The following is a 25,898-nucleotide window of genomic DNA, read 5'->3' on the forward strand; positions in this document are numbered from 1 at the left end:
ATCGTAACATTTCAAATTTACTAAATGTCCCCCTTGCTTCTAACATATTCCTTAGCTAATTGTAAATCCATCTGCCATTTGGAATAAATCATTTCCACCCAGTGTGCAATATGTTGCTCCCACTGCTCGCCGTTATCGGATTGAGCAAGCTGAGCGGTCTGTTGTAGCTGATCTAATCCGACTGATGCCAACGCCCCTTTAATTTTATGAGCCTCATCTGCCGTTAATTTACGGCTTTCCGCCGAATTTGTGGTTTGCCAATCGCTTAAATAACGCTGTAAATTTGCCAAATAAGTTGGCATTAAATCCGCAAATAAATCCATATTGGCAAGCACATTCTCTTTCCCCATTACCTCAATCAATTCATTAAGAATGGTGATGCTATAAGGTAAATTTTCAGAACCGCTCTCTACAAGCGGTTGTTTTTCTTCATTTTTTTGCAAAAAATTATCGCCAAAATACTGATTTAAACAACGCATTAATTCATCTAAAGAGAGCGGTTTGTGTAGAACATCGTCCATACCTTGTGCTTGGTATTCTTGTCGGCTTTGAATCACATTCGCAGTCAAAGCAACCAACAACGGTAAATAGTCAATTTCCTCGTTTTCATATTGCCTTCTTAATTGCTGTGCAATCTCAAAGCCGGTGGTGTCGGGCAGTTGAATATCAAGTAAAATCAGATCATAGCTGTTCTGTGCAAAATGTTGGTACGTTTCTTCACCACTCATTGCCACATCAACCTCACAACCAATTTTTTCCAACATTGCTCGAGCAACCACCACATTCATTTCGATGTCTTCTACCAATAGCACCTTAAGGGAATGTTGCTGAATAGCAAATATCGGCTTGGTTTCCGTGCTTTCTGCCTGCACAGTAAGGGTAAAAGTTGAGCCTTGATTTTCTTGGCTTGCCACCACCAAATCACCGCCCATTAGCTTCGCAATGCGTTTCGAGACCGATAAGCCAATCCCGCTACCTTGCGCTTTTTTCTCTTTAGAGTTTTCCGCTTGGTAGAACATATCAAAAATTTTGCGTTGATCTTTTTCCGGAATACCGATGCCTGAATCCGTCACCGCAAAGCTAAACTGTTCTTTATCTAATTGGTAAATTTCCAGCAAAATTCGACCGCTTGCAGGGGTAAATTTCACCGCATTGCTGATCAAATTCCATAAAATTTGGCTCAAGCGTGCGTGGTCGATATAGATATACTTCGGCAAATCAGGCGGATACGTCACTTCAAAATTAATCTGCTTATTGCCCGCCATAAAATGCCCAAAATTAGCAATATCGTGAATGAGTTGTTCAAATTCCACCTCTTTTCTTACCAATTCAATTCGGCTACTATCAATTTTTTCTAAATCAATAATATCGCCAAAAATATGAGCCAATGCAGTGGCACTCATATTGATAGTTTTTAAATATTCTTGCTGTTTTTCGGTGGTTTTATCATCTAGCAAAATTTGGCTCAAGCCGATAATTCCATTAAGGGGAGTACGAAGTTCGTGACTAATGGTCGCCATTAAAATGCTTTTATCACGGCTGTTTTTTTCTAATTTAGCGTTAAGATAGGCATCTTGTTCCCGGAGTTCTTCCAAATCTCTTACTGCTTTTTCTAATTTCAAGCGAGATATTTCAAGTTTTTCCACCAATAACGTGAAGAAATAAAGCACAAAAGGCGCAGAAATTAAACCAAAAGCGATGGAGCGTAAAATATCCACCACGACTACTCGCCCAATAAAAAGATAGGTTAAGCTACTTTGAATTAAAATTGCCGAAAGAGCGACCATAAAAAAGCCTAAAAGAGAAGCTTTTAACCGCCCTAGCTTTAATACCCAATTAATATATTTTTGGCTAAATTTTTTAACTTGCATACGACCTCAAAACAAAAAGCAGACCATCAGATCTGCTTTATTTTACTCTATTTTTTACTTTTTGCCTTTGACTAGCTCATCAGCCCATTGGAATAATTCATCTACATCATAATCACCTGAATGGGGTACATTCCACGGGGTTTCATAATTAACATTCTTGCCTGCCATTTGCAGTTTTATGGCTAAGATCGCCGAAATTGCCAGCGAGGTATCTCTATCTGCCGTTCCCACCCTAATCCGCCAATGTTCCGCAGCATTTGGGTTATCCAAATAGTGCATCGGGTTCATCCGTTTCACGATTTGCGGATCGGCTAAATAGAGATCTTTATTGGCAGAACGTTCCGCACTATAAAGCGTAAAATGGCGGTTATTTTCCGTGTCTGTGCCAAATAAATTATTCTCGCCCGAACTTCCATTTAACGCATCAAATGCAGGTGGTGATTTCATCCGTTTATCTGAAAATACATAACCAAACCAGTCCACACTGCTGACTTTGCCTTTCTCAAATGAAAGCCAACTAATTTGTTGAAAGGCTTTTTGCTCTTCGCTATCTTGAACTAAACCTCTATAGGCTTTATTTGCAGCCGTTTTTACCACTTCAGATAAATAATCTTTAAACGAGCCGTTGCCTTTTGGATCAAGTGTTAAAGGATTGCCTTTCTCATCAACCAAATGCAAACTGTTCAAATAAGTCGGAAAGCGTTCTGCTAATTCATTAGAAACTTTAATTTCCGCCTCATTTAACGAGCCTTCAATTTTCGGCTTTGGTTTTGAACGGTCATTAAATTCTGCTGAATTTAATCGGCTCATATCGATTCGGCTATATTCATTGACACCATTAAATTGCCATTCATACGCCATATCCGCATTTTCAAGGTTGGTGATTGGGCAATAAGCAGAAACTGCAAAAATTTTGTCACTGGCATTCAATGCCTCCGCCTCTTTCAAATAAGGTTCATAATCGTAATGATCAGCTGAAGCTCCTAACAAAGCAGATAATGCTCCACCGGCACTGGTGCCGTTTGAGATAATTTTATTTGCATCGCCCGGCATTTTTTCATCATTAGCGTGTAGATACCGCACTGCTGATTTTAAATCAATAATGGCAGAAGGTGCTTTGCCGGTGTATTTTCCCTCTTTTTGTAGCGTGCGTCCTCTTGCCCCCACACTTGCCACCACATAGCCTTTAGATAACGCCACCAAAATCGTACTTGGTGAACCGTCACGCCTTTTTCTATCATAACTTGCCGCTTTTGCCGGCATATAGCCCCCCACTGAATTTGGCAAGAAGATCGGGGCGGTATCCGCTTGGTAGCCATTGATTTCGCCATTATTGTAGTAAGCTTCCGGCACATACAGATTAATTGTTTGGTAATCTGGCTCAATCGGATTGTTCACATACACAATCCGCTCAAAGGCACGGAATTGGATTTTCTCGCCATTTAATTCCGTTTCAATTAAACGATAGTTTTGATCATTAAAGACTAAATCATACCCAGATTCGGTTTTATTGAAAAAGGGCTGTGGCTCTTCAGCTGTTTTTTCCGGCGGTACAGCAAAACTCTGACTATATAGCATTGAAGAGGCAATAAGTGTAGATAAGGCTTTTAGCTTCATTTTTTATCCTTTATGAAATACGAATCGGTACAACAAGCGGTCGAATTTAGCGAATATTTTACACTATATTGCTCAAAAATTAAGGGCGAACATTATGTTCGCCCTTAATTTAGGGAAGTATATTTACCGCCAGTAAAACAAGCAAATAATCGCCACAATCGCAATCGCCACGCCTAAGTAGTTCACTTTGTGGATTTTCTCTTTAAAGAAGAATGCCCCAACGAAAGTACCTAAGCAAATTACCCCTAAGTTCATTCCTGTGAAGACTAAAGTTGGGTCATCTTTCATTGCTTGGTGAGCTTGAATATAGAACAGAATATTGCCGAAGTTGAGTACACCTAATAACAAGCCGGTTAAGACACTTGGAACGTGCCATTGAGTACGTTTTAGCAGCAAATAGATAAACATAAAACAGCCTGCACCGATAAAGGCAATCGAAAGCGTAACAGGGAAAGCCGAGCCTGATTTTGCAATCTGCTTAAATAAAATATCGTTCACGCCATAGCCTACCCAAACCAGAGCAAGGCTGATAATTGCAATTTTACCGCCTTTTTCCATTCCTTGATTGCCTTTCCATAGCAAACAGCCTAATGCCACAAAAGCCAATAACAGAGCAATTAATTTGTTTTGAGTGACCTGTTCACCAAAAATAGTGAATGCTGCCAAAATCGGCAGGAACAGTGATAAACGTTGTGCCGCATCGGTTCGGATAATGCCGGCAAACTCTAAAGCTTTTGCTTGCACTAAAAAAATAGTCGGTAATGTGATGCTTAAAATCACAAAAATGTAAGAAGTCGGATTATTAGCGATAATATCGGTAATCGACTGCCCTTGGTAATCCGGCTTCAGTAATAAAAACGTCATCGTGGTGGTGACGATATAGTTCACCGCAATACTTTGGTCAATCCGAATACCTTTTTGGCGGGCGAATTTAATCAACACTCCTACAGTCACGCTACATAAAATAGCTAAAATAAGTTGTAACATTTCATTTCTCCTTTTAAAACAAAGGCTGTATTCTATAAATATGCCTAAATTTTCGCTAGTAGCAAGCGGTTAAATTTGAAGAAAAATTTGCAAATTTTGCGAGAGATCCGACCGCTTGCACTCAAATAGTGCTAAAATTTTGTCATCTTCAATTTCAATACTTAACATAAAATGGAAAAACGCTTTGAGATTAATGAACAGGGTCTCAGCATTCGCTGTAAACTGTTTTATGAAAAAGAATTGCAGCAGATCGAGAATGTAGTGATTGTGTTGCACGGCTTTGGTTCGTCTAAAGATCTGAAATCGAATACCAAATTTGGGGAACGGCTTAGCTCAAAATATAAAGGCTACGCTGCCCTTGCCTTTGATTTCCCTTGCCACGGTGATGATGCCCGTAAAAAACTCTCGGTTGAGGAATCCATTATTTATCTGCAACTGGTGATTGATTATGCCAAAACCAGCCTGAATGTTAAAAATCTGTATGCCTACGGCACTAGTTTTGGTGGTTATTTAACCTTGAAATATCTGGCGGAAAAAGGCAATCCGTTTCGGAAAATTGCCTTGCGGGCACCTGCGGTACAAATCTACCATTCGTTAATGAACCGCTTGTCAGAAGAGGAACGGCAAAAACTTGCCAAAGGGCGAGAAATTTTGTGGGGGTTTGATCGCCAGATGAAAATCAGCCAAGCCTTTTTTGATGAGCTAACCGATATTACCCAAAACGATTATTTGGATTATGCCGAGCAAATGTTAATTCTGCACGGCACGGAAGATGAAATGGTCTCATTAAGCACTTCACAACAATTTGCCGATAATAACGTGATTGAACTGCTCCCGATTGAAGGAGCGGATCACGCCTTTTCTAACCCTAAATTAATGGATATCGCTATCGGCAAAATCGTGGAGTTTTTCGCCCCATAACCTAGCTTTTGGCGAATTGAATCAACACAGGATTAACTATCCGCTGATAATCTTCCGTATTTAGAATAATCGAACGTTCCAATGTGCCTGCATTGAAAGCTAATTCATCATAACGCTCGAATAAACTTGGCTCAGCCACCAATAGTAAATCGGGGTGAAAGCTAAACGGCGGAATTGCCCCAAATACACAATCGGTCAATTCTGCCACCTCCGCCGGACTGGCAAGTGAGGCTCTTAGCCCACCAAGATGCTCTGCAATTTTTGTTAAATCCGCTTGGTAATCGGCAGGTAATATAGCAAGCACCGCTTGCTTTACCCCATTGCCTTTTACCTTGCACACTAAGGCTTTCGCCCCTTGCCCGATTTCTGTTCCTCGAATTTTCGCCACTTCTTCCGATTTCCCGGCAGAAGAATGCTCTACCACACGATAGCGAGCTTGGTGCGAATCTAACAATGCCGTAAGTTGGTGGAAAGTTTGTTCTGACATCATTTCTCCTTAATGATACACAAGCGGTCGTTTTTAATAAAAAATTGGCAATTCAGCCGAATTTTAACGCCCAAACATTTTTTCAGGATTTTCCGGCTGCTCAACCAAAATTAGAATAGACGCATCTCCGCCCCACTCTTTCGGAGCTTGGTGCAACGCCATTATTTTGGGGTGCTGAACCAACCAGCGTGGAATTTGATCTTTGAGCGTACGAGTACCAAAGCCGGTCATCACGCTGGCACAATATACCTTTTCCCGCTCACAGGCTAAAATCAACGCAGCCAACTCTTTCTTCGCTTTTTCTCGGCTTAAACCATGCAAGTCTAAAAACAGCTCGGGTTGGAAATCGCCTCGCCGTAATTGTTTGAGAATATAAGGATCAACATCTTCTCGCAGATATTTCACTTTTTCATTTTCTTCTTTCAGCAAAGGCTCATATTCATCAGAGAAATAAAATTCTGTATCAGCTTTTTCTTTTAACTCTCGCAATTCTTGCAATTTCTTGCGAGGTTCCGCTTTCGGCACAAAGGTATTTTGTGTCAGCTTTTTCGTGCCTTTTGCTGCCTCTCTGAATAACGCAAATTCATCGTCTAATAACGTATCATTCATTATCTTTTCCTTCTTATTCATTTTTACATTCTAACACAAAGCAAAATGTGGTATAACACAGCCATTTTAACAATACGAAAAAAGGCACGCCAATGTTTAAATATAATACCGAACTTCTTGATGAAATTTCCGCCCTGCCCATTGTGAATGATTTAGTCACTATTCAAGATATGATGCGTTGGGGATATAGCTATTTTAACGCTTCTGACCTTTATTACGGGCACGGTTACGATAATGCGTGGGACGAGGCACAACAATTGGTGTTGGCAGGGCTTTATTTACCCTTTGATGTACCGGAAACACTTTATTCCTCTCGCTTAACCCGAGTTGAGAAAGAACGAGTGATTAATTTAATCTGTGAGCGTTTAGGCTCTCGCAAACCGGTTGCATACCTTACTAACTCAGCTTGGTTTTGTGGCGGTGAATATTATGTCGATGAGCGTGTAATAGTTCCACGTTCACCGATTGGTGAGCTGATCAAAAAAGGGTTTAAAGGCATTATCAAAAACGAGCCACATCGAATTTTAGATATGTGTACCGGTAGCGGTTGTATTGCAATTGCCTGTGCCGAGCGTTTTCCTGATGCAGAAGTCGATGCTGTCGATCTTTCCCTTGATGCCTTAGACGTTGCTCAAATTAATATTGAGCGTCATCAGGTGTCTCACCGAGTGTTCCCGATTAGTTCCGATCTGTTTAACGATCTACCACAAGATAAATACGACTTAATTGTGACTAATCCGCCTTATGTTGATGAAGAAGACTTAGGCGATATGCCAGAAGAGTTCCATCACGAGCCGGCATTAGCTCTTGGCTCAGGAAAAGACGGTTTAGATTTAACCAAACGGATTCTTGCTCAAGCCGCTGATTATTTAAATGATGATGGCGTGCTAGTCTGCGAAGTCGGCAACAGTATGGTGCATTTAATCGAACAATTCCCCAGTGTGCCGTTTAACTGGCTGGAATTTGAACACGGTGGCTTAGGGGTGTTCAGTTTAAGCAAAGAAGAGTTAGTGAAACATCGCCATTTATTTGCTTAAATCGCTATCCTCTCTCTGGTCAATCATTCTGAATGGTTGATCTGTCTCTCTCCCTCAAGGGAGAGAGCAGACATACTTCTATTTTAACGCTTTTTGTAATCGCCCTTGATTTTGGCTTAATAAATCTTCAGCTTTCTGCTTATCTAAATTGCCTAAAATCATCATAATTGCCAATTTAGCGTTATTTTCGGCTAATTTTAGTGTATCTTCAGCCACTTCTCGTTCACATTCTGTCGCTTGCATTACAATCCGAATTGCTCTGGCTTTGAGTTTTTCATTGGTTGCTTGCACATCCACCATTAAGTTTTGGTAGCATTTTCCGATTAAAATCATCGAAGCGGTGGTGAGCATATTCAACACCAATTTTTGAGCCGTGCCTGATTTCATACGGCTGGAGCCGGTTAGCACTTCCGGCCCGACAGCGGTTTCAATCGCAATATCTGCCATTTGTGCCATTGCCGAATTTGGGTTACTGGCAATCGACACCGTAGTCGCACCACGTTGCTTAGCATATTCTATCGCCCCTAGTACATAAGGCGTTCGCCCACTGGCTGCAATCCCGACTAATACATCTTTTTCACTAAAATTGACCGCTTGTAAATCTACTTTGCCTTGCTCACGATTATCTTCCGCCCCTTCAATCGGGAAACGTAATGCTCGCTCACCACCGGCAATTAATCCAACCACCATTTCAGGTTTTACGCCATAAGTGGGCGGACATTCCGAAGCATCAAGCACCCCTAATCTTCCGCTCGTGCCGGCACCGACATAAACCAATCGTCCACCTTGCTCAAAGGCTTGCACAATTTTTTCCACCGCTTGTGCAATTTGAGGCAGGCACTGCTCTACTGCAATCGCTACTTGTTTGTCTTCTTGGTTGATGACTTGGACTATCTCTAACGCTGAAAGGCGGTCAATATTCATCGAATTCGGATTACGTTGCTCGGTAATCATCTGCCCTAAGGCATTCAATAGTTGCGACACTTAAACCTCTTTAATCACAATACATTTAATTTGACGTTCTGTATTTCTCACAATGGTTCGAATATTCATTTCTACCACCACATTATCCCGCTCTATCCCAAAAAACTCACCATTTACTCTTAATAATCCAGATGATTGATTTCCCTGAAAATCGGTAGATAACAAATCAACCTTATCAAATTCCAATACTCTCTTTTGGATTAATTTGATCCATTCTTGCTTATCAATCACTTCACCTGTTGATGAGTAAAGCTCAAAATCATCGCTTAATAATGCTTGTAAAGCCGAAAAATCACGGTTCACCATTGCACTATAAAGTTCTCTATTTAAATCTAATATATCTTGATGTTTTTTTGCCCGCTCCTCGCCAATCTCTTTTATTGCCGGATAACTCCCAATCGCTGCCGCAGAAAGCCCTAATATTAAAGATAAAATAACATGCAATAATTTGATTTTTCTCATTGTGCTTCCTTATTAAATTTAGTTATATTAGAAATCATTTTTTCTCATTAAATATTGTCTATGAATATCCAAAATATCATTTTATGGCGGAAATTCTTTTCCGGTCTTGCTTATGCTGCAATGCAAAGCGTATTTTTTATCTACTTACAATTCTACAAAGGCTTTGAAACCAGCCAAATTGCAACTGCATTTTCTTTGTTGGTCTTTACCAGCCAAGCATTTTCCCTTTTTGCTGGTTCTTGGGGTGATAGTTTTGGACGTTACCCTATTATGATGCTTGGCTGTTTGCTCGATGCCCTAGCTTACATTTTATTACTGACAACAAAAAATTACCCTCTGCTATTACTTGCTACCTTTTTCTTCGGACTCGGTAGCACCTTATTTAGTACCAATGCGAGAGCATTCTTATTAACCAATATTCAAGATACTGGAGATAGTTACCAGCTCAAAACTAAGGCTCAGGGTAAATTTCTGAAGGTATCAAGCCTGTCAGCGATGGTAGCACCATTACTTACTATTCCATTTATTTTCTACCGTAAAGCGGAATGGCTTATTTGGATTAGCTGTAGCATTGAAATTATTATGCTATTCGTTATGTTTAAAACTGCACCCAAAACGAATGAATGTTCAAATGGGCAATGCGAACGCTTTAAATTTGGTGCATTAAAAGGAATATTAAATGAACAATTTATTTTTGTACATTTATTACTTTTTATTCCGCTTGGTCTAGGAAGTGCATTTTATATTATATTCCCCTATATATTCACCAATCTTCTGGATAAACCAGAATTAGTCTCTGTCTCATTCTTTGTGAATAATTTAATTGCAGTGTTATTGCAATCTGATTTTTCACGAAAATTAAATCTGACAGTACATAAACTTATTTGTATTGCACCAATACTGATTATACTTCAAATAATGCCTTGGTTTTATGCACTCCAATGGCTTTCAACCATCACTGCATTTCTCTATTTAGTGATTTTTGCCACTATTACCGTGTATGCGAATACGGCACTATCTAATATGCTAGTGAAATTAGACAATGGTAAAAACCAAGGCTTAATGTTTGGAAGCTCTAAATTAATTTTAGCTATTACCACTCTCGGAGTAATGAATGTATTACCTTACATTTTCTTAATCTAAGCAGGGTAAATCACGCCCAAACTCACGGCTTTTTTTGCTCCTGTCACGCTAGGCATATTACTGGGTAAATTATGGATTCGCTGGTAAGCTAACCAAGCAAAAGCGGCAGCCTCTACATAATCAATATCTAAACCAAATTCTGTAGTGGTTGTAACCTCCCACTCGGGAAGTAAAGCAGAAATCCGTTCCATTAATAACGGATTTCTTGCCCCACCACCACAAACTAAAAGCAAGCGAGGCAGAGAGCTTTCAAAGCGTAATAACTCATTGGCAATACTTTGAGCAGTAAATTCTGCCAGCGTGCGTTGCACGTCTTGTGGCTGACAAGCGGTCAAATTTTCCAATTTTTTTGCAAGCCACGTTAAATTAAACAGCTCCCGCCCGGTGCTTTTCGGTGGGGCTTTAGCAAAAAACGGCTCGTCTAATAACGCAGCTAACAGTTCAGTATTGAATTTGCCCGTTCTCGCCCATTCACCGTTTTTATCGTATCTTTTGCCTTGATGTTGTTCGATCCAACTATCCATCAAAGTATTTCCGGCTCCTACATCATAACCAACTGTAGGGGAATTGGGATTTAACACCGAAATATTGCTGATTCCGCCAATATTCAGCACCACTGTTAGACGATTTGGATCGCTAAAAACAGCTTGATGAAACGCCGGCACAAGCGGAGCCCCTTGCCCACCTACTGCCATATCTTTACGCCGAAAATCAGCGATAGTGGTAATACCGGTTTGCTCCGTCACCAAATTCATATCGCCAATTTGGGTAGTGAACGGATAAGCAGAATCCGGTGAATGCCACACCGTCTGCCCGTGACAACCTATGGCTTGAATATCCTCTACTTTTAGCTGATTTTTCGCTAAAAACGCATTAATCGTTTCTGCATAAAGCAAGCCTAATCGGTGATCAATTTCCCCCAGTTTTTGGAGATTAGTTTCGCCGGTTTTAAGCAGCACAGAAATATCCGCCCGTAATTCCTCCGGCATTGGAAAAAAATCACAAGCGGTCATTTTCGGTGGATTTTTTGCAAAATCCAGCAAGGCAATATCCACCCCATCAAGGCTCGTGCCGGACATTACGCCTATATAGTAATTTGGGCTATATTCATTCATCATAAAAATCAACATCTGCTATTTGTTACTTTTCTTTACTTTGCCAAAGAAAAGTAACCAAAAGAAAGGCAGCCCGAGCTTCACCGCTATCCTCGCTTAGTTTGAATTGGCTTAACGGCAAATTTACATTCGCTCCGCTCAGAGTAAATTTACCTACCAATTCAAACACGCTCAGGCGGTTCAGACGGGAACAAAAACAGCAAAATCATTGACGTGCCATTCTCAAATTAGCAGGCACTTCCTCAAAATTCGATCTAAATGGATTAATATCCAATCCGCCTCGTCTGGTGTAGCGTGCGTAAACCGTTAATTTTTCCGGCTGAGCGAATTGCATTAAATCGCAGAAAATGCGTTCCACACATTGTTCGTGGAACTCATTATGCTCACGGAAAGACACTAAGTAACGTAACAGTTTTTCACGGTTTAGCTTTTTGCCTTTGTAGCGAATTTGCACACTTCCCCAGTCAGGCTGTGAGGTAATTAAACAGTTAGATTTGAGCAAATGGCTGACTAAGGTTTCTTCCACCAAATCATCTTCTGCAATGTTCTCTAAATAATGAGTCGAAAACGCATAGCTGTCGATCTGAATATCTTGCTCATCAATGCAATCGCCTGCAAAATCAACTATCGGCTGTTGCGTGTAGTGTGATAATTGGTAAATTTTTACCGAAACCTGACCGCTTGCACAGCAAGCCAGATCAGCTTGGATCGTTTTCTCAACGTCTTCTATTGAGCGAAACCTAGTTTGGTTAAAACTGTTCAAATAGAGCTTAAAACTTTTCGATTCAATTAAGTTTTCGCTCTTAAAATCAATGGCGACATCTGCAATCGCTACTTGCGGTAGCCCATTTAGGTTCAACCAAGATAGCTCATAGCAAGTCCACACATCAGCACCTCGGTTAAAAGGCTGATGTTGTGTAATGCCTAAACCATCACGGTTTAATTTGCGAGGAACAGGTTGCAAAAGAGAGGCATCATATTCGCTTTTGTACTCGGTTTTTTGCCCTAATTTCAGGGCTGAAAGAGATTTATCGTTATAATTCATTGCTTTATTTAATGTATTTTACTAAATCAACTAAACTATCTAACACCAAATCGGCTTTAGCTTGGCCTTCTTCCGTCACAGCTTTGCCTGTGCGAACCAGCACTTTGGTTTTCACGCCAGCGGCTTCTGCGGCAAGGAGATCTTCTAATTTATCACCCACCATATAAGATTGGTTTGGGTCGATGTTTAAATCTTGAATCGCTTGGGTAAACATACCTGCTTTAGGCTTGCGGCAATCGCAATCTTCACGGTATTCGCCTTTACCTTCAGGGTGATGTGGGCAGTAGTAAATGCCATCTAACACCACGCCATAATCTTCATCGAGCGACCAATCCATCCATTCGGTCAGTTGCATAAATTGTGTTTCGCTAAAATAGCCCCGGGCAATGCCGGATTGATTGGTCACCAACACCAATAAATAACCTTTGTCTTGCAACTGTTTTAACGCCTTGCCGACACCGTCAATAAATTGAAAATCATCAATTTGATGCACATAGCCGTGATCGATATTAATTGTGCCGTCTCGGTCTAAAAAAATGGCTTTTTTTCCCATTAGCAACCCCGTAGATAATCAACGATCATTTGGTGATGTTCGCCGGTTTTAAATTTATCAAACACTTGCTCAACCAAGCCCTGTTCATCAATTAAAAAGCTGATGCGGTGAATGCCGTCATAGGTTTTTCCCATAAACTTCTTTTCGCCCCATACACCAAAGGCTTCCGCAACTTGGTGATCCGGGTCAGATAATAATGTGAAATTAAGGGCTTTTTTCTCTACAAATTGAGCTAATTTTTTCGGTAAATCAGTGCTAATTCCCAAAACAACGACATTTAGTTCGTCAAGTTCTGACTTGCTATCACGCAATCCACAAGCTTGCGTAGTGCAACCCGGTGTAAGGGCTTTCGGGTAAAAATAAACCAACACTTTTTTACCGGCAAATTGAGAGAGTGAAACCGACTCATCAGCCTGATTCTGAAGGGTAAATTGAGGGGCTTTATCGCCTGCTTTTAAAGTATTCATTTGTAATTTTTCCATAAAAAATAACCGCTTGCATTATACACGGCAAGCGGTCAAACTTGGCAAAAAATTTGCAAAATACGGTTGTTTTATGTTGTTGAAAATGATGGGCGGTATTGATTTTCCGAACGCAATACTTCTTTCAAAACCTTATCAAAATCGCTTTCAAATAGTCTGTCTTGAACAATGCGGTATTTCTCAAATTCACTTTCTGCGTGCAATTTTGCTTCATCAAAACGCATTTTGCCTTTGCCTTCAAGTAAAGGTAAATCATCGGCATTCAAGAAAATATCCAACCTTTTTGCCCAATCTTCCATCGTCATTGGAATCTTGCGTCTTGCTCGCCTTTCCGCTAAATCTAAAAAGGCATTGACAATCAGTCCTAGCTCGTTGAGTTCTTCCGGTGTTAAATAATTTTTTGCCACCACAACATCACTTTTTAAAATTTTGCCATCGGGTGATTTCGCCCAGCTGATTAGCCCCATATTTGGCTTTTCGCTATCTGCTCTTTCATAAATCAGCTCTGCTGCGGTATGTTGATGAATCGCAAAATGCAATTTATTTTGCACGCTAGCAAAAAATTGCTTGGTGGTTGGAGCATCTTTATTGTAATCCACTGAGGTTGCATAAATATCAGTAATTTTCTGATAGAAACGCCGTTCAGATAACCGAATTTCACGAATTTCTGCCAGCAACTGCTCAAAATAATCTTCATTTAAAAATGTACCGTTTTCCATTCTTTGGCGGTCAATCACATAGCCTTTTTGGGCGAAATCCCGTAATACTTTAGTTGCCCATTGGCGAAATTGTGTCGCCCGCACCGAGTTTACCCTATAGCCTATCGAAATGACGGCATCAAGGTTGTAGTGTTTGGTACGATAATTTTTACCATCTGCGGCAGTTATTAGGAAATTCCGAATAACTGACATTTCTTCTAGCTCTCCACTTTCAAAAATATGCTTTAAATGCTCATTGATAGTTGGAATAGAAACATCAAAAAGCTGAGCAATTAATTTTTGCGTGAGCCAAATTTCGTTATCTTCATAACGAACAGTAATATTTTCTGCTCCATTTTGTTGGGTAAAAATCAAAAATTCGGCGGTACTATTACGGATTTGTTTATCGGTCATAAGCTCTCCTTATTTGTGAGAGCTATGCTACTGAATACTGTTTTTTTGTCTAGTAAAAAATACGAATTTTTCGACGCACATCACAAAAAACGCCTGTAATTTAGCATTACAAGCGGTCTGTTTTGGTCGTTTTTTTGCAAATCAGTCTAGAAAGCCTTCCAGTAATTCATTTAAAAACAATTTACCGTGTTGGGTAATTTGCCAATGGGTTGAGCTTTCGGAAATATAGTTTTGGTTTAACGCCCAATCGATTGTCGGGCGAACAATTTCCCTGTCTAAACCGGTAAACCATTCAAATTCTTGTTTTGGCGTGGCTTCAAGCAATCTAAAGCGGTTCATAAAAAACTCAAACGGGCGGTCGTCTAACTCAATCAGATCTTGGCTGTAGCGGTACTCCCCTCGCATATAACCTTTCGGGTGTTTGGTTTTGCTAAAACGATAAATTTCCCCTGTCGGATACGAAATTTTGCCGTGAGCACCACAACCAATCGCCAAATAATCCCCAAATCGCCAATAATTTAAATTGTGTCTGCATTGGTAGCCTTTTTTGGCATAAGCCGAGGTTTCGTACTGCTCATAGCCGGCATTCGTTAAAAGTTGATGCCCTTGCTCGAAAATATCCCATAACTCGTCATCATCAGGCAAGGTTGGCTTACGATAATAGAACATCGTATTCGGCTCAATCGTGAGCTGATACCACGATAAATGCGGTGGATTGAGTGAAATCCCTGTTTCTAAATCCGCCAAGGCTTGTTTAACCGATTGGTTTGGTAAACCGTGCATTAAATCAATGTTAAAACTTTGCAAGCCCGATTTTGCAGAATTTTGGGCAAATTTAACCGCTTGTTTTGCTTCATTTGCATCGTGAATCCGTCCTAATTTCAATAATTTTTCCGGCTCAAAACTTTGGATTCCCATTGAAATGCGGGTTACGCCACCTTGTGCGTAACCTAAAAATCGCTCTGCCTCTACCGTTCCCGGGTTCGCTTCCAGTGTAATTTCGATATTTGGCTCGAATGCAATCCGTTTTTCTACTTCGCTTAATAAATAAGCTATCCCCTCCGCTGAAAATAAGCTCGGTGTGCCGCCGCCAATAAAAATAGAATGTAATTTACGATCACCTATTGCCACTCGGTAAGCTGTCAAATCTTGGGATAAATCTGCAAGTAAATGTTCGATATATTCTTGCTCGGGAATGATTCCTTTTTGAGCGTGCGAGTTAAAATCGCAATAAGGACATTTTTGCACACACCAAGGGATATGGATATAAAGGCTTAAAGGCGGTAAAATCAGGTTCACTGTCAATTTTTCATTTATGATTAAATTGGCAAATAATAACGAAAAGCAAGTGAAGTGAAAAGCAAAGATTTTCGTGAGCTAGATCACAAATTCAATAATTCTTGCTTTACCGCTTTAACATTAATGATATGATAAATTCAATTCAAAAAAAGTGTATTTTTTGACAAATTCACTTCAGCAAACAATACCGCCCCTATCATAAAAACTTAAAGGAGCTTTAAGATGAAAAAACAGTTTGAACACAACGAATCCCGTCGTGGTTTTATGAAACTAATTGCAGGTGTTGGTGCCGGTATGGCATTTAGTGGCACTTTAGGAACATTTACACCTAAAGCATTTGCAGCCCCTGCCGCCGGCTCAACGATTGAGGCCGGTATAGCTTATCCCATATCAACCGGATTTGACCCGCTTACCTCAAGCGGTGCATCCTCAATGGCGGCAAACCTCCATATTTTTGAAGGCCTCGTGGACTTACATCCAGCCACTCGCAAACCATATTTAGCATTGGCAGCAGCAGAGCCTGAAAAAATTGATGATGTAACCTATCGAATTACTTTACGTGACGGGGCTAAATTCCACAATGGTAATCCGGTTACCACTGAAGACGTAGTTTACTCATTTGAACGTGTATTAGACCCAGCTAAAGCATCACTTTTCGCACAATTTATTCCGTTCATTGATACAGTGAAAAAAGTCGATGAAAAAGTGGTTGAATTCAAATTGAAATATCCGTTTGCGTTATTCAAAGAGCGTTTAACTATCGTTAAAATCGTACCGAAAGCAGTAGTTGAAGCTGGTCAAGCTGCATTTGATGCTAATCCAGTGGGGACTGGCCCATATAAATTTGTATCCGCAACTAAAGATGATCGTATTGTTTTCGAAGCATTTGCAGATTATAACGGTGGCTACCCGGCACAAGTCGAGAAAATGACTTGGTTCTTACTTTCTGATGATGCCGCTCGTGTAACTGCTCAAGAATCTGGCCGTGTTCAAGCAATCGAGTCTGTGCCTTACTTAGACGCAGAACGCTTAAAACGTAAAGGTACAGTTGAGTCAGTACAATCATTCGGCTTACTGTTCTTAATGTTTAACTGTGAAAAAGCACCGTTTAACAACCCGAAAGTTCGCCAAGCGTTACATTATGGCTTAGATACCCAAAAATTAATTGATGTGGTGTTCTTAGGCAATGCAAAAGCTGCTACATCTTACGTGCAAGATACTCACCCGGATTATGTGAAAGCAAATTCGCAATATGATTTCGATAAAGCGAAAGCCGAAGCATTATTAGCAGAAGCGGGCGTGACAGAGTTAAAATTTGAATTGTTAGCAACCGATCACTCTTGGGTGAAAGAATGTGCGCCATTAATTCTTGAATCGTGGAACAGCTTAAAAGGCGTAAAAGTTTCTCTTAAACATTTACAATCTGGTGCATTATACGGCACACACGTAGATAAAGGCGCATATGAAGTTGTGATTGCACCTGGCGACCCATCAGTTTTCGGTAATGACTTAGACCTATTATTAAGCTGGTGGTATCGTGGTGATGTATGGCCGAAACGTCGTTTCCGCTGGTCTGAAACAGCTGAATATGCAGAAGTACAAAAACTGCTTGATGAAGCGGCCAAAAATCCTGCTGCTTCTAAAGAAGCCTGGGCGAAAGCAATCAATATTATCGCTGAACAAGTGCCTCTTTACCCAATTATTCACCGTAAATTGCCAACTGCGTGGAATGATAAGGCATTAACAGGTTTCCAACCATTACCAACAACAGGTATGTCATTTATCGGTGTTGGTCGTGCTAAATAGTCGTAACGGCTAGCTAAATGCAAGCGGTAATATTTTACAAAAAATTTACCGCTTGCATAAATAAAAATCAAAATGATGTAATATTCGTCTTATATCACTCAGAATTCTTACCATTTCTATATTTTCATTTATAATCCTACATATCACTATATTAGCTTGTAGGTAAACTTAGATTTAATTTTGGAGTGTAACTACACTCAAGGAGAAGAAAATGGAAATTATACTCCGATTATTATGGCGTCGCCTAATGGCTCTGCCGGTAATGATCTTAGGCGTAACTGCCTTGGTATTTATTGTTTTACAATTCACCCCCGGAGATCCGGCAACCGTTGCTCTCGGTGAAAGCGCCAGCGAAGCCGCTAAAGAAATCTATCGTGAACAACATGGGTTAAATGATCCATTGCTTGTACAATATTTTCGCTTTTTAGGGAATTTATTCGTATTAGATTTCGGTATGACAACCCCTCCAGAACAGCCTATTGTTGATATGATTGCTAAAGCATTCCCTTTAACATTACAGCTTACCTTTATTGGGGTCTTCTTAGCTGCTATCGTCTCTTTCACATTAGGTGTAACGGCAGCACTTTACCGTGATACTTGGATTGATCAATTAATCCGTTTAATCTCGGTTGCCGCTGTTGCCACACCTTCTTTCTGGTTGGGTATTTTATTGATTCAATACTTCTCCTTAAAATTAGATTGGTTGCCTTCAGGCGGTTTTATTCCATTTAGCGAAGATCCAAAAGGCTATGTAAACTCAATGGTTCTCCCTTCACTCGCTTTAGCTGTTCCTGTATGTGCCTCATTGATCCGTGTCGTGCGTACAACAATGGTAGAAGAAATGGATAAAGATTATGTTCGAACAGCCATCGGTAATGGTGTACCTTACTCAACGGTGATTCGCCACAATGTGCTTCGTAATGCCTTAATTACTCCGGTAACCGTGCTAGGTTTACGGGTTGGTTATTTATTAGGTGGTGCAGTTGTGATTGAACAGATCTTCGACTTACCGGGAATGGGTAAATTAATTTTCAACGGTATCGTCAATCACGACTTAAACTTAGTGCAAGGTGTGGTATTAACCATTGCATTTACCTTCGTGTTGGTGAATATCATTGTTGATATTCTTTACTTGCTCATTAATCCAAAAATTCGGAGTTTATAATATGTTTCGCCAAGGATTAGCTGCTCGACTTGCTTCAGGCGGTGCAAGATTTAGAGCATTATCAACCAGCTCAAAAATCGCCTTACTCTTTATTGTATTTATCGCATTAGTCGCTATTTTTGCACCATTAGTAGCGCCTTATGACCCACTGCAAACGCTACGTCCAGTGCAAGCTCCAAGCGGTGATTATTTATTCGGTACAGACCGTTTAGGACGTGATATTTTCTCGCGTATGGTATGGGGAGCAAGAACATCTCTCTTTATCGGTTTAGGTGCGGTAGGCGTTGCGATTCTATTCGGTAGTATTTTAGGGGCAACCGCGGCAACCGCCGATAAATTCGGTAACGAAGTGATTATGCGTTTTATGGATATCTTAATGGCATTCCCGGGTATCGCATTAGCTGCTGTATTACTTGCCACTTTCGGTAACTCTGTACCTGTGATTATCGTGACTATTGCGGTTGTTTACACTCCCCAACTTGCCCGAGTGGTGCGTGCTAACGTAGTATCTCAATGGGAAGAAGATTATGTGCGTGCCGAGCGTGTAATTGGTGGTAGCCGTACTTATATTCTATTAAAACACGTTGTGCGTAATACTGCTGCACCGGTTTTAGTATTCGCAACAGTGATGGTTGCTGATGCCATCGTATTTGAAGCATCACTTTCATTCTTAGGTGCAGGTGTGCAACCTCCATTCCCATCTTGGGGAAATATTTTATCTGAAGGTCGTAACTTAGTCTTAAGTGGCTTCTGGTGGGCGACAACTTTCGCAGGGATTATGATTTTATTAACCGTACTTGCGTTAAATATCCTTGCTGAAGGCTTAACCGATGCGTTAGTAAATCCAAAACTAAAACGTTCAACTCAAAGTAAAGAAGATGTCGCAAAACCATTGGCAACAGACGTTCAAGAAGCAATGTCTGAAACTCTTGCGTTAAAACGTTACTTACTCAAATTACACGAGAAAGAAACGACCCGTACTGACCGTATGCAATTAAACTCAACGGCCAAACCGATTTTACAAGTGAAAAACTTATCAATCCGTTTTCCGAATCGTTATGGTGAAACTCCGCTTGTTGATAATATCAGCTTTACTGTTCACGAAGGCGAAACCATGGGCTTAGTGGGTGAATCTGGTTGTGGTAAATCAATCACCGCATTCTCAATTATGGGTTTATTACCAAAAACTGCAAAAATCACTGGTGAAATCCTCTTTACCGACCGTTCAGGTAAACAACACAATCTTTTAGAATCAGCCGATTTAAATGCCCTTCGTGGTCACGAAATCTCGATGATTTACCAAGATGCATTAAGTGCGTTAAACCCATCAATGCGTATTAAAGACCAAATGGCACAATTAATCAGCCGTGGTGGTAAACAATCAGCAGAAACATTATTGCAATGGGTAAAACTTGACCCGGAAAAAACGCTCAACCGTTATCCTCACGAGTTATCCGGAGGACAACGTCAGCGTGTATTAATTGCAATGGCACTTGCTCGTGAACCGAAACTATTGATTGCTGATGAACCAACAACAGCATTAGACGTAACCGTTCAAGCTGAAGTGATCAAATTATTAAACGAATTACGTGAGAAACTTGGATTTGCAATGGTATTCGTGAGCCACGACTTAGCTTTAGTGGCACAAATCGCTCACCACATCACGGTAATGTATGCTGGTCAAGTGGTTGAAACTGCACCAACTACGCCATTATTGGCAAACCCAACACACGAATACACACGTGGATTATTAGGCTCGGTACTTTCTACCGAATTGCGTGCAGAACGCCTATACCAAATTCCGGGCAGTGTGCCTTCACCATTTGATTTTGCGAAAGGTGACCGTTTTGCGAGTCGTTCATTAAGACCAGATGCAAACCCTGAACAGCACTTGAAATTAGTGCCAACCGGTGATCACCCACAACACTTCTGGGCTTCACACTTAGAAGATCCACAATCTAAAGAAGCATAAAGGAGAGCAATACGATGAGTATGAAATTTATCAAAGAACAGCCAATTATTGAACTGTCTAATATTGTTGTGCAATTTGCTTCTCGTGACGGCACCTTATTTAACCCGAAAAAATTCACTGCGGTAAATGATGTCAGCCTAGCAATTCACGCCGGTGAAACAGTCGGTCTGGTTGGACAATCTGGTTGTGGCAAATCTACTTTAGCCAGTGTGATGATCGGGCTTCAAAAACCAACCTCCGGCACAGTAAAATTTAACGGCTTAGAGATGAAATATGGCAGTGCGGAAGCTCGCAAATATTTCGGTAGCCAAGTGTCAGTAATTTTCCAAGACCCGGCAACCGCCCTAAATCCGCGTATGCGTGTGTTGGATATTTTAAAAGATCCGATGGATATTCATAATATCTTACAACCGCAAGAACGTGAGAAGCGGGTTTATGATTTGCTCTCTCGAGTCGGTCTACCTCGTTCAGCGGCGTTGGTCGAGCCAACCCGATTATCCGGTGGGCAAAAGCAACGTGTAGCGATTGCTCGTGCATTGGCATTAAATCCGAAGCTGATTGTGGCTGATGAACCAACCTCTGCACTTGACGTATCGGTTCGAGCTCAAGTACTGAACCTGCTGGCAGACTTGAAAAAAGAACTCAATTTAGCGATGGTATTTATCTCTCACGACTTACAAACCGTTCACCAAGTTTCAGACCGCATTGTGGTTATGAACAGCGGTAAAATTGTGGAAATGGGCGATGCTTCAGACGTATTTGAACGCCCAACGCAAGAGTACACCCGAACCTTAATTGAAGCAGCACCATCTTTATTATAATTGTGCTTTGTGCCTACAAGCGGTAAAATTTTTGAAAAATTTTACCGCTTGTGTTTTATTCTATGATCCAAATTACCCAAACCATTAACACCGATTTATTAATTGTCGGCTCTGGCATCGCCGGGCTTTCTGCGGCTGTTAAGGCAAAAGAAAAAGGCATTAATGCCTTACTGATTAGCAAATCCACCATTGGCTCGGGAGCAAGCTACTTTCCGCTTAAAGCGACACTTGGCATTCAAGTAACCGGCGATGAAGCCGATAAAATTCACTTTAAAGAAGATATTGAAAACATCGGCAAGGGTAAAATCAACCCCAATGTGGTGCAAGCTTATATTGAAGATTCACCACAAGCAATTGAATTACTAAACCGTATCGGCTTTCAGCCTTGGAAACGTAACGATAACCGTCCTGCTTGTTTTGCCAAATACCCTCGCCCGATTTATTTAATTAAAGATTGGCGGGAATCTGCCCTACGAGCGAAACAAATTTTACAAGCACAACAAATTGCTTTCTATGAAAATGCTACCTTACTACACATTGTGGTGGAAGATAATCAGGTGCAAGGTGCGGTATTTTCGCTCTCTACAAGCGGTCAAATTTCCTATATTTTTTGCAAAACCAAGCATATTATTTTAGCCGCAGGTGGCATTGCCGGGCTGTATAAAGATAATCTCTACCCGGCTGATGTCATCGGTTCACTTCATTATGTGGCACAACAAGCCGGGGCAACCTTGGTTAATCTTGCCTTTATTCAGTTCATTCCTGCCTTTGTCGAGCCAAAATACAAGGTGCTATTTGGCGAACATACATTGAAATATGTCACCCAAATTACCGATTCTAAGGACAACAACCTATTTCCACACTTAAATGCCGAGCAATTTGCAAAAATGGTGCTGGAACGTAGCCATTATGCTCCTTTCAGCCTTGATTTTGCCGGCGTGGAGTTCGATTTAGTGATGATGAAACATTTGCTTGAAAACCCTCACGAAAAAGGCATTTACCTAAAATACAGCCCAAAACTGTATGAAGACACGGAAGAGTTTTACACCGTCTATTTGAATTGGCTCAAAAATGAAGTCAGGATTGATTTAGTGCAAGATAAAATTGCAATCAAGCCGTTTGCTCATAGCTGTAACGGCGGCATTCAAATTAATCAATGGGGCGAAAGTGCAGTAAAAGGGCTATTTGCGATTGGCGAAATTTCTCACTGCATTGAAGGGGCAAACCGTATGGGCGGAAATTCCGTGGGTGGTGGTTTAGTATTCGCTAAACGGGCGATAGCCGAAATTAAGCAGAGATTGCAACAAGAGGATTTGCAATCAGGTAATTTGCAAAAAAACAGCGAAATTTCACCGCTTGCAAAGGCAGAAAAGGCGTTAAATCAGCTTGCCAACCCCAATGCAAATTTAGCACTGACAGCAAGCGAAGTGCTTTCGACCATTCGGGAAAATATGGCGTTATATGCCAATGTTTACCGAACCAGAGAAAATCTTCAATATCTACTGAATGAATTAGCAAGGTTAGAGCAAAAATTTGACCCACTTTACCACGCTCAATATCAAGGGATTGAGGTGTACAATGCGTTAAAAACCGCACAATTAGTGGTCAATCAAATGCTAAATGAGCAGAGTTTAGGTGCACACTACTTAGATGAACAAAATTAGTCTATAATGCACGTTTGTTTTAAGAATAATAAATCTAGGAGTATGAATGAACCACTACCTACTTAAATTAAAACCGACTACCGCTGTCATACTGTCACTTTTAACCGTTTTTATCTTAGGTTTTACGATGATCGGGCTGGGTTGGGTACCGCAAATTTCAATTTTAGCGGTTATTGTCATTCTGTTATTGTTTGGATTAGTCAATAAAATCCCGTTTAAAGAGATGCAAGATGGGATGTCTAAAGGCTTGATGTCAGGAATTGGGGCAGTTTACTTATTCTTTTTCATCGGCTTATTGGTATCGGCGTTGATGATGTCGGGGGCAATTCCAACCTTAATGTATTACGGTTTAAGCATTATTTCGCCTGAGTTATTTTATATTTCGGCTTTTGCGTTAAGTTCAGTAGTGGGGATTGCATTAGGTAGTAGTTTAACCACCACCGCCACCATTGGCGTTGCCTTTATCGGAATGGCTTCCGCTTTTGGGGCGAACCCTGCAATTGTCGCAGGAGCGGTGGTTTCAGGGGCGTTTTTTGGCGATAAAACCTCGCCGCTTTCAGATACAACTACTATTGCCGCTTCTGTAGTGGGCATTGATATGTTCGCTCATATCCGCAATATGCTTTATACCACCATTCCGGCGTGGGGTTTAACAGCACTATTCCTTTGGTTTTTAACCGATCCTTCTGATGCTCACAACTTAGCCAACATTGAGGCATTAAAAACCAATTTACAAGAAACAGGCTTGATTCACGGTTATACATTATTGCCTTTCATTACCTTAATTTTAATGGCAATGAAACGGATTAATTCGATTTATATCATTGTTACTACTGTCGCATTATCATTAGTGATTACCTATATTCATAGTTCGCCGACATTAGAACAACTCGGTAATTATTTCTTTACCGGTTATAAACCCGTTGAAGGCGTGGATTTAGGAGATGTGGCATCGTTAGTCTCTCGAGGAGGGATTAACAGTATGTTCTTTACCATTACCATTGTCGTATTAGCATTAAGCTTGGGTGGATTATTACAAATCCTCGGTATTTTGCCGGCATTACTGAAAGGCATTAGCGGCTTTTTAACCAATACCGGACGAGTTACCTTTGTGGTTGCCAGCACCGCGGTGGGAATTAACGTCTTAATCGGTGAGCAATATTTAAGTTTATTATTGTCGGGTAATACTTTCCGCTCAACTTACGAACGCTTAGGTTTAGAGTTGAAAAATTTATCCCGTACCATTGAAGATGCAGGCACAGTTATCAACCCGTTAGTGCCTTGGAGTGTATGCGGTGTCTTTATCAGTAGCGTATTAAATGTACCGGTGTTAGATTATCTACCATACGCATTCTTCTGTTATATCTGTTTAATCCTTACCTTAATTTTTGGATTTACCGGGGTAACAATCAGTAAAAAAGCTAACTAATATGTGAAAAATGCCTACAAATTTGTAGGCATTTTCTTTTCTCCGCTAAAGTTGCAACACTGCTTGTTTTGCTAATTCTCTGGCGAGCTTATCAATATGCAATACATCAGCAATTTCACTGACTTGAATAGGAGCGATATTTTCTACCACCGTGCGATTAACATTTACAATATCGGTAAAGCGGATTTGTTCATTCAAAAATGCCTCCACCGCCACCTCATTCGCTGCATTCATCGCCGTAGTGGCATATTGCCCTTCAGCGAAAGCCTCTATCGCTAATTTTAAATTTGGGTAACGGGCAAAATCCGGCTCAATAAAGGTTAGCTCTTTTAATTTAAAGAAATCTAATGGTGGCACACCGGCATTAATTCGGTTTGGATATGCCATCGTGTGAGCAATCGGGGTACACATATCAGGGTTGCCCATTTGAGCAATTACCGAGCCGTCAATATAACGCACCATCGAATGAATAATTGATTGCGGGTGAATGATGATCTCTATTTCATCTGCCGAGGCATTAAACAACCAGCGAGCTTCAATATACTCCAAGCCTTTATTCATCATAGTGGCTGAATCTACTGAAATTTTCTTACCCATCGACCAATTTGGGTGAGCCACCGCTTGAGCCGGCGTAATCGAATCAAACTCATTTAGCGGTTTTATGCGAAACGGTCCGCCCGAACCGGTTAAAATAATTTTGCTTACGCCCAGTTCAGATAGCGAGCAAAACCCAACTTTTTGCTGAGCTTCAGGTGGGAGAGATTGAAAAATCGCATTATGTTCACTATCCACCGGCAAAAGTTTCGCCCCAGATTTACGGGCTTCATCAATAAAAATTTGCCCACAGGTTACTAGCGATTCTTTATTCGCCAACAACACGGTTTTGCCCGCTTTCACCGCAGAAAGCGTCGGCAATAACCCTGCTGCTCCTACAATAGCAGCCATTACCATATCCACTTCAGGGTGTGCCGCAAGCTCACAAATCGCAGCTTGACCGGCTAACACTTCAGTTTTAGCACCTAAAGTTGCCAATGCCGTTTTTAATGCTTGTGCAGCTTTTTCATCATCCATTGCCGCAAAAGTCGGCTGATATTGACGACATTGCTCCAGCATTAATTCAACATTCTTGCCACCAACTAACGCAAACACCTCATATTGGTTTGGGTTATGTTCAACTACCGATAAAGTGCTTTTACCGATAGAACCTGTTGAACCTAAAATCACTAATTTCTTCATTTTGTTTCTCTTTATCTAATGACTGATAAGGGCGAAAGATTTTTCGCCCCTACGCCGTAATTATGCGGATACTCATTCGTT

The 25,898-nt window shown here is 40.8% G+C and carries 23 protein-coding genes; 9 read left to right on the top strand and 14 right to left on the bottom strand.

Translation table 11 applies throughout. From position 1 onward, the window contains the following. Positions 1–20: 20 nt before the first annotated feature. The 3 genes from EL242_RS08595 to EL242_RS08605 form a co-directional block, all read right to left on the bottom strand. Entirely contained in the window at positions 21–1,871 is a 1,851-nt protein-coding gene (locus EL242_RS08595) for an ATP-binding protein (RefSeq protein ID WP_126302250.1), read from the bottom strand. A gap of 54 nt (positions 1,872–1,925) precedes the next feature. Then, entirely contained in the window at positions 1,926–3,488 is a 1,563-nt protein-coding gene (locus EL242_RS11510) for a subtype B tannase (RefSeq protein ID WP_197720728.1), read from the bottom strand. Between the two features lie 123 nt (positions 3,489–3,611). Further along, positions 3,612–4,475: a hypothetical protein gene (locus tag EL242_RS08605; RefSeq protein WP_006248311.1), complete on the bottom strand. Its 864-nt coding sequence runs from the start codon at positions 4,473–4,475 to the stop codon at positions 3,612–3,614. 171 nt (positions 4,476–4,646) lie between these two features. Here EL242_RS08605 and EL242_RS08610 point away from each other — a divergent pair, with 171 nt between their 5' ends. Continuing rightward, positions 4,647–5,396, top strand: a complete 750-nt coding sequence (locus EL242_RS08610; protein ID WP_126302251.1) for an alpha/beta hydrolase — start codon at positions 4,647–4,649, stop codon at positions 5,394–5,396. A 1-nt stretch (position 5,397) separates the two neighbouring features. On the opposite strand, the gene EL242_RS08615 is transcribed toward EL242_RS08610, so the two are convergent. Next, a complete protein-coding gene (locus EL242_RS08615; RefSeq protein ID WP_126302252.1) occupies positions 5,398–5,883 on the bottom strand; it encodes a YbaK/prolyl-tRNA synthetase associated domain-containing protein in 486 nt (161 codons plus the stop codon). A 63-nt stretch (positions 5,884–5,946) separates the two neighbouring features. Next, the gene (gene smrB, locus EL242_RS08620; protein ID WP_126302253.1) at positions 5,947–6,492 is read right to left on the bottom strand and encodes an endonuclease SmrB; all 546 of its coding nucleotides are present in this window, start codon (positions 6,490–6,492) and stop codon (positions 5,947–5,949) included. A gap of 92 nt (positions 6,493–6,584) precedes the next feature. Here smrB and prmB point away from each other — a divergent pair, with 92 nt between their 5' ends. Then, positions 6,585–7,529, top strand: coding sequence for a 50S ribosomal protein L3 N(5)-glutamine methyltransferase (gene prmB, locus EL242_RS08625; RefSeq protein WP_126302254.1), 945 nt, complete (start codon positions 6,585–6,587; stop codon positions 7,527–7,529). 78 nt (positions 7,530–7,607) lie between these two features. Here the strand turns inward: prmB and murQ are convergent, their stop codons facing one another. After that, positions 7,608–8,513 (bottom strand): N-acetylmuramic acid 6-phosphate etherase, encoded by a 906-nt coding sequence (murQ, locus tag EL242_RS08630; RefSeq protein WP_413463071.1) that lies wholly within the window; start codon positions 8,511–8,513, stop codon positions 7,608–7,610. Next, complete coding sequence (locus tag EL242_RS08635) at positions 8,514–8,975, bottom strand: nuclear transport factor 2 family protein (RefSeq protein ID WP_126302255.1); 462 nt, start codon at positions 8,973–8,975, stop codon at positions 8,514–8,516. It abuts the gene before it with no gap. A gap of 60 nt (positions 8,976–9,035) precedes the next feature. On the opposite strand from EL242_RS08635, the gene EL242_RS08640 reads away from it, so the two are divergent. After that, complete coding sequence (locus tag EL242_RS08640; RefSeq protein ID WP_126302256.1) at positions 9,036–10,118, top strand: MFS transporter; 1,083 nt, start codon at positions 9,036–9,038, stop codon at positions 10,116–10,118. On the opposite strand, the gene EL242_RS08645 is transcribed toward EL242_RS08640, so the two are convergent. The 6 genes from EL242_RS08645 to hemW form a co-directional block, all read right to left on the bottom strand. Beyond that, entirely contained in the window at positions 10,115–11,248 is a 1,134-nt protein-coding gene (locus tag EL242_RS08645; RefSeq protein ID WP_126302257.1) for an anhydro-N-acetylmuramic acid kinase, read from the bottom strand. The two genes, EL242_RS08640 and EL242_RS08645, sit on opposite strands and share 4 nt — an antisense overlap. A 190-nt stretch (positions 11,249–11,438) precedes the next feature. Further along, positions 11,439–12,278, bottom strand: coding sequence for an NADPH-dependent 7-cyano-7-deazaguanine reductase QueF (gene queF / locus EL242_RS08650; protein WP_126302258.1), 840 nt, complete (start codon positions 12,276–12,278; stop codon positions 11,439–11,441). A gap of 4 nt (positions 12,279–12,282) precedes the next feature. Further along, entirely contained in the window at positions 12,283–12,831 is a 549-nt protein-coding gene (gene gmhB, locus EL242_RS08655; RefSeq protein ID WP_126302259.1) for a D-glycero-beta-D-manno-heptose 1,7-bisphosphate 7-phosphatase, read from the bottom strand. Then, a complete protein-coding gene (gene bcp / locus EL242_RS08660; protein ID WP_126302740.1) occupies positions 12,831–13,298 on the bottom strand; it encodes a thioredoxin-dependent thiol peroxidase in 468 nt (155 codons plus the stop codon). Before bcp ends, gmhB begins: the two co-directional genes overlap by 1 nt. An 86-nt stretch (positions 13,299–13,384) precedes the next feature. Beyond that, positions 13,385–14,425, bottom strand: coding sequence for a virulence RhuM family protein (locus tag EL242_RS08665; RefSeq protein WP_126302260.1), 1,041 nt, complete (start codon positions 14,423–14,425; stop codon positions 13,385–13,387). 141 nt (positions 14,426–14,566) lie between these two features. After that, positions 14,567–15,724: a radical SAM family heme chaperone HemW gene (gene hemW / locus EL242_RS08670; protein WP_126302261.1), complete on the bottom strand. Its 1,158-nt coding sequence runs from the start codon at positions 15,722–15,724 to the stop codon at positions 14,567–14,569. A 222-nt stretch (positions 15,725–15,946) separates the two neighbouring features. On the opposite strand from hemW, the gene EL242_RS08675 reads away from it, so the two are divergent. The 6 genes from EL242_RS08675 (at position 15,947) to nhaC (ending at position 24,581) form a co-directional block, all read left to right on the top strand. Continuing rightward, positions 15,947–17,530 (top strand): ABC transporter substrate-binding protein, encoded by a 1,584-nt coding sequence (locus tag EL242_RS08675; RefSeq protein ID WP_126302262.1) that lies wholly within the window; start codon positions 15,947–15,949, stop codon positions 17,528–17,530. 211 nt (positions 17,531–17,741) lie between these two features. Next, positions 17,742–18,695: an ABC transporter permease gene (locus tag EL242_RS08680; RefSeq protein ID WP_006250191.1), complete on the top strand. Its 954-nt coding sequence runs from the start codon at positions 17,742–17,744 to the stop codon at positions 18,693–18,695. Between the two features lies 1 nt (position 18,696). After that, entirely contained in the window at positions 18,697–20,667 is a 1,971-nt protein-coding gene (locus EL242_RS08685) for a dipeptide/oligopeptide/nickel ABC transporter permease/ATP-binding protein (RefSeq protein ID WP_006250192.1), read from the top strand. Between the two features lie 14 nt (positions 20,668–20,681). Next, complete coding sequence (locus tag EL242_RS08690; protein ID WP_126302263.1) at positions 20,682–21,488, top strand: ABC transporter ATP-binding protein; 807 nt, start codon at positions 20,682–20,684, stop codon at positions 21,486–21,488. A gap of 62 nt (positions 21,489–21,550) precedes the next feature. Beyond that, the gene (locus EL242_RS08695; protein WP_126302264.1) at positions 21,551–23,152 is read left to right on the top strand and encodes an FAD-binding protein; all 1,602 of its coding nucleotides are present in this window, start codon (positions 21,551–21,553) and stop codon (positions 23,150–23,152) included. Between the two features lie 46 nt (positions 23,153–23,198). Then, positions 23,199–24,581 carry a Na+/H+ antiporter NhaC gene (gene nhaC / locus EL242_RS08700; RefSeq protein ID WP_126302265.1) on the top strand — a complete coding sequence of 461 codons (1,383 nt, stop codon included), beginning with the start codon at positions 23,199–23,201 and terminating at the stop codon, positions 24,579–24,581. Positions 24,582–24,626: 45 nt separating this feature from the next. Here nhaC and ispC read toward each other — a convergent pair whose 3' ends face one another. After that, positions 24,627–25,817 carry a 1-deoxy-D-xylulose-5-phosphate reductoisomerase gene (gene ispC / locus EL242_RS08705; RefSeq protein ID WP_126302266.1) on the bottom strand — a complete coding sequence of 397 codons (1,191 nt, stop codon included), beginning with the start codon at positions 25,815–25,817 and terminating at the stop codon, positions 24,627–24,629. Between the last annotated feature and the right edge of the window lie 81 nt (positions 25,818–25,898).

This window comes from Mannheimia haemolytica (assembly GCA_900638155.1).
GTDB classification, from domain to species: Bacteria; Pseudomonadota; Gammaproteobacteria; order Enterobacterales; family Pasteurellaceae; genus Mannheimia; species Mannheimia glucosida.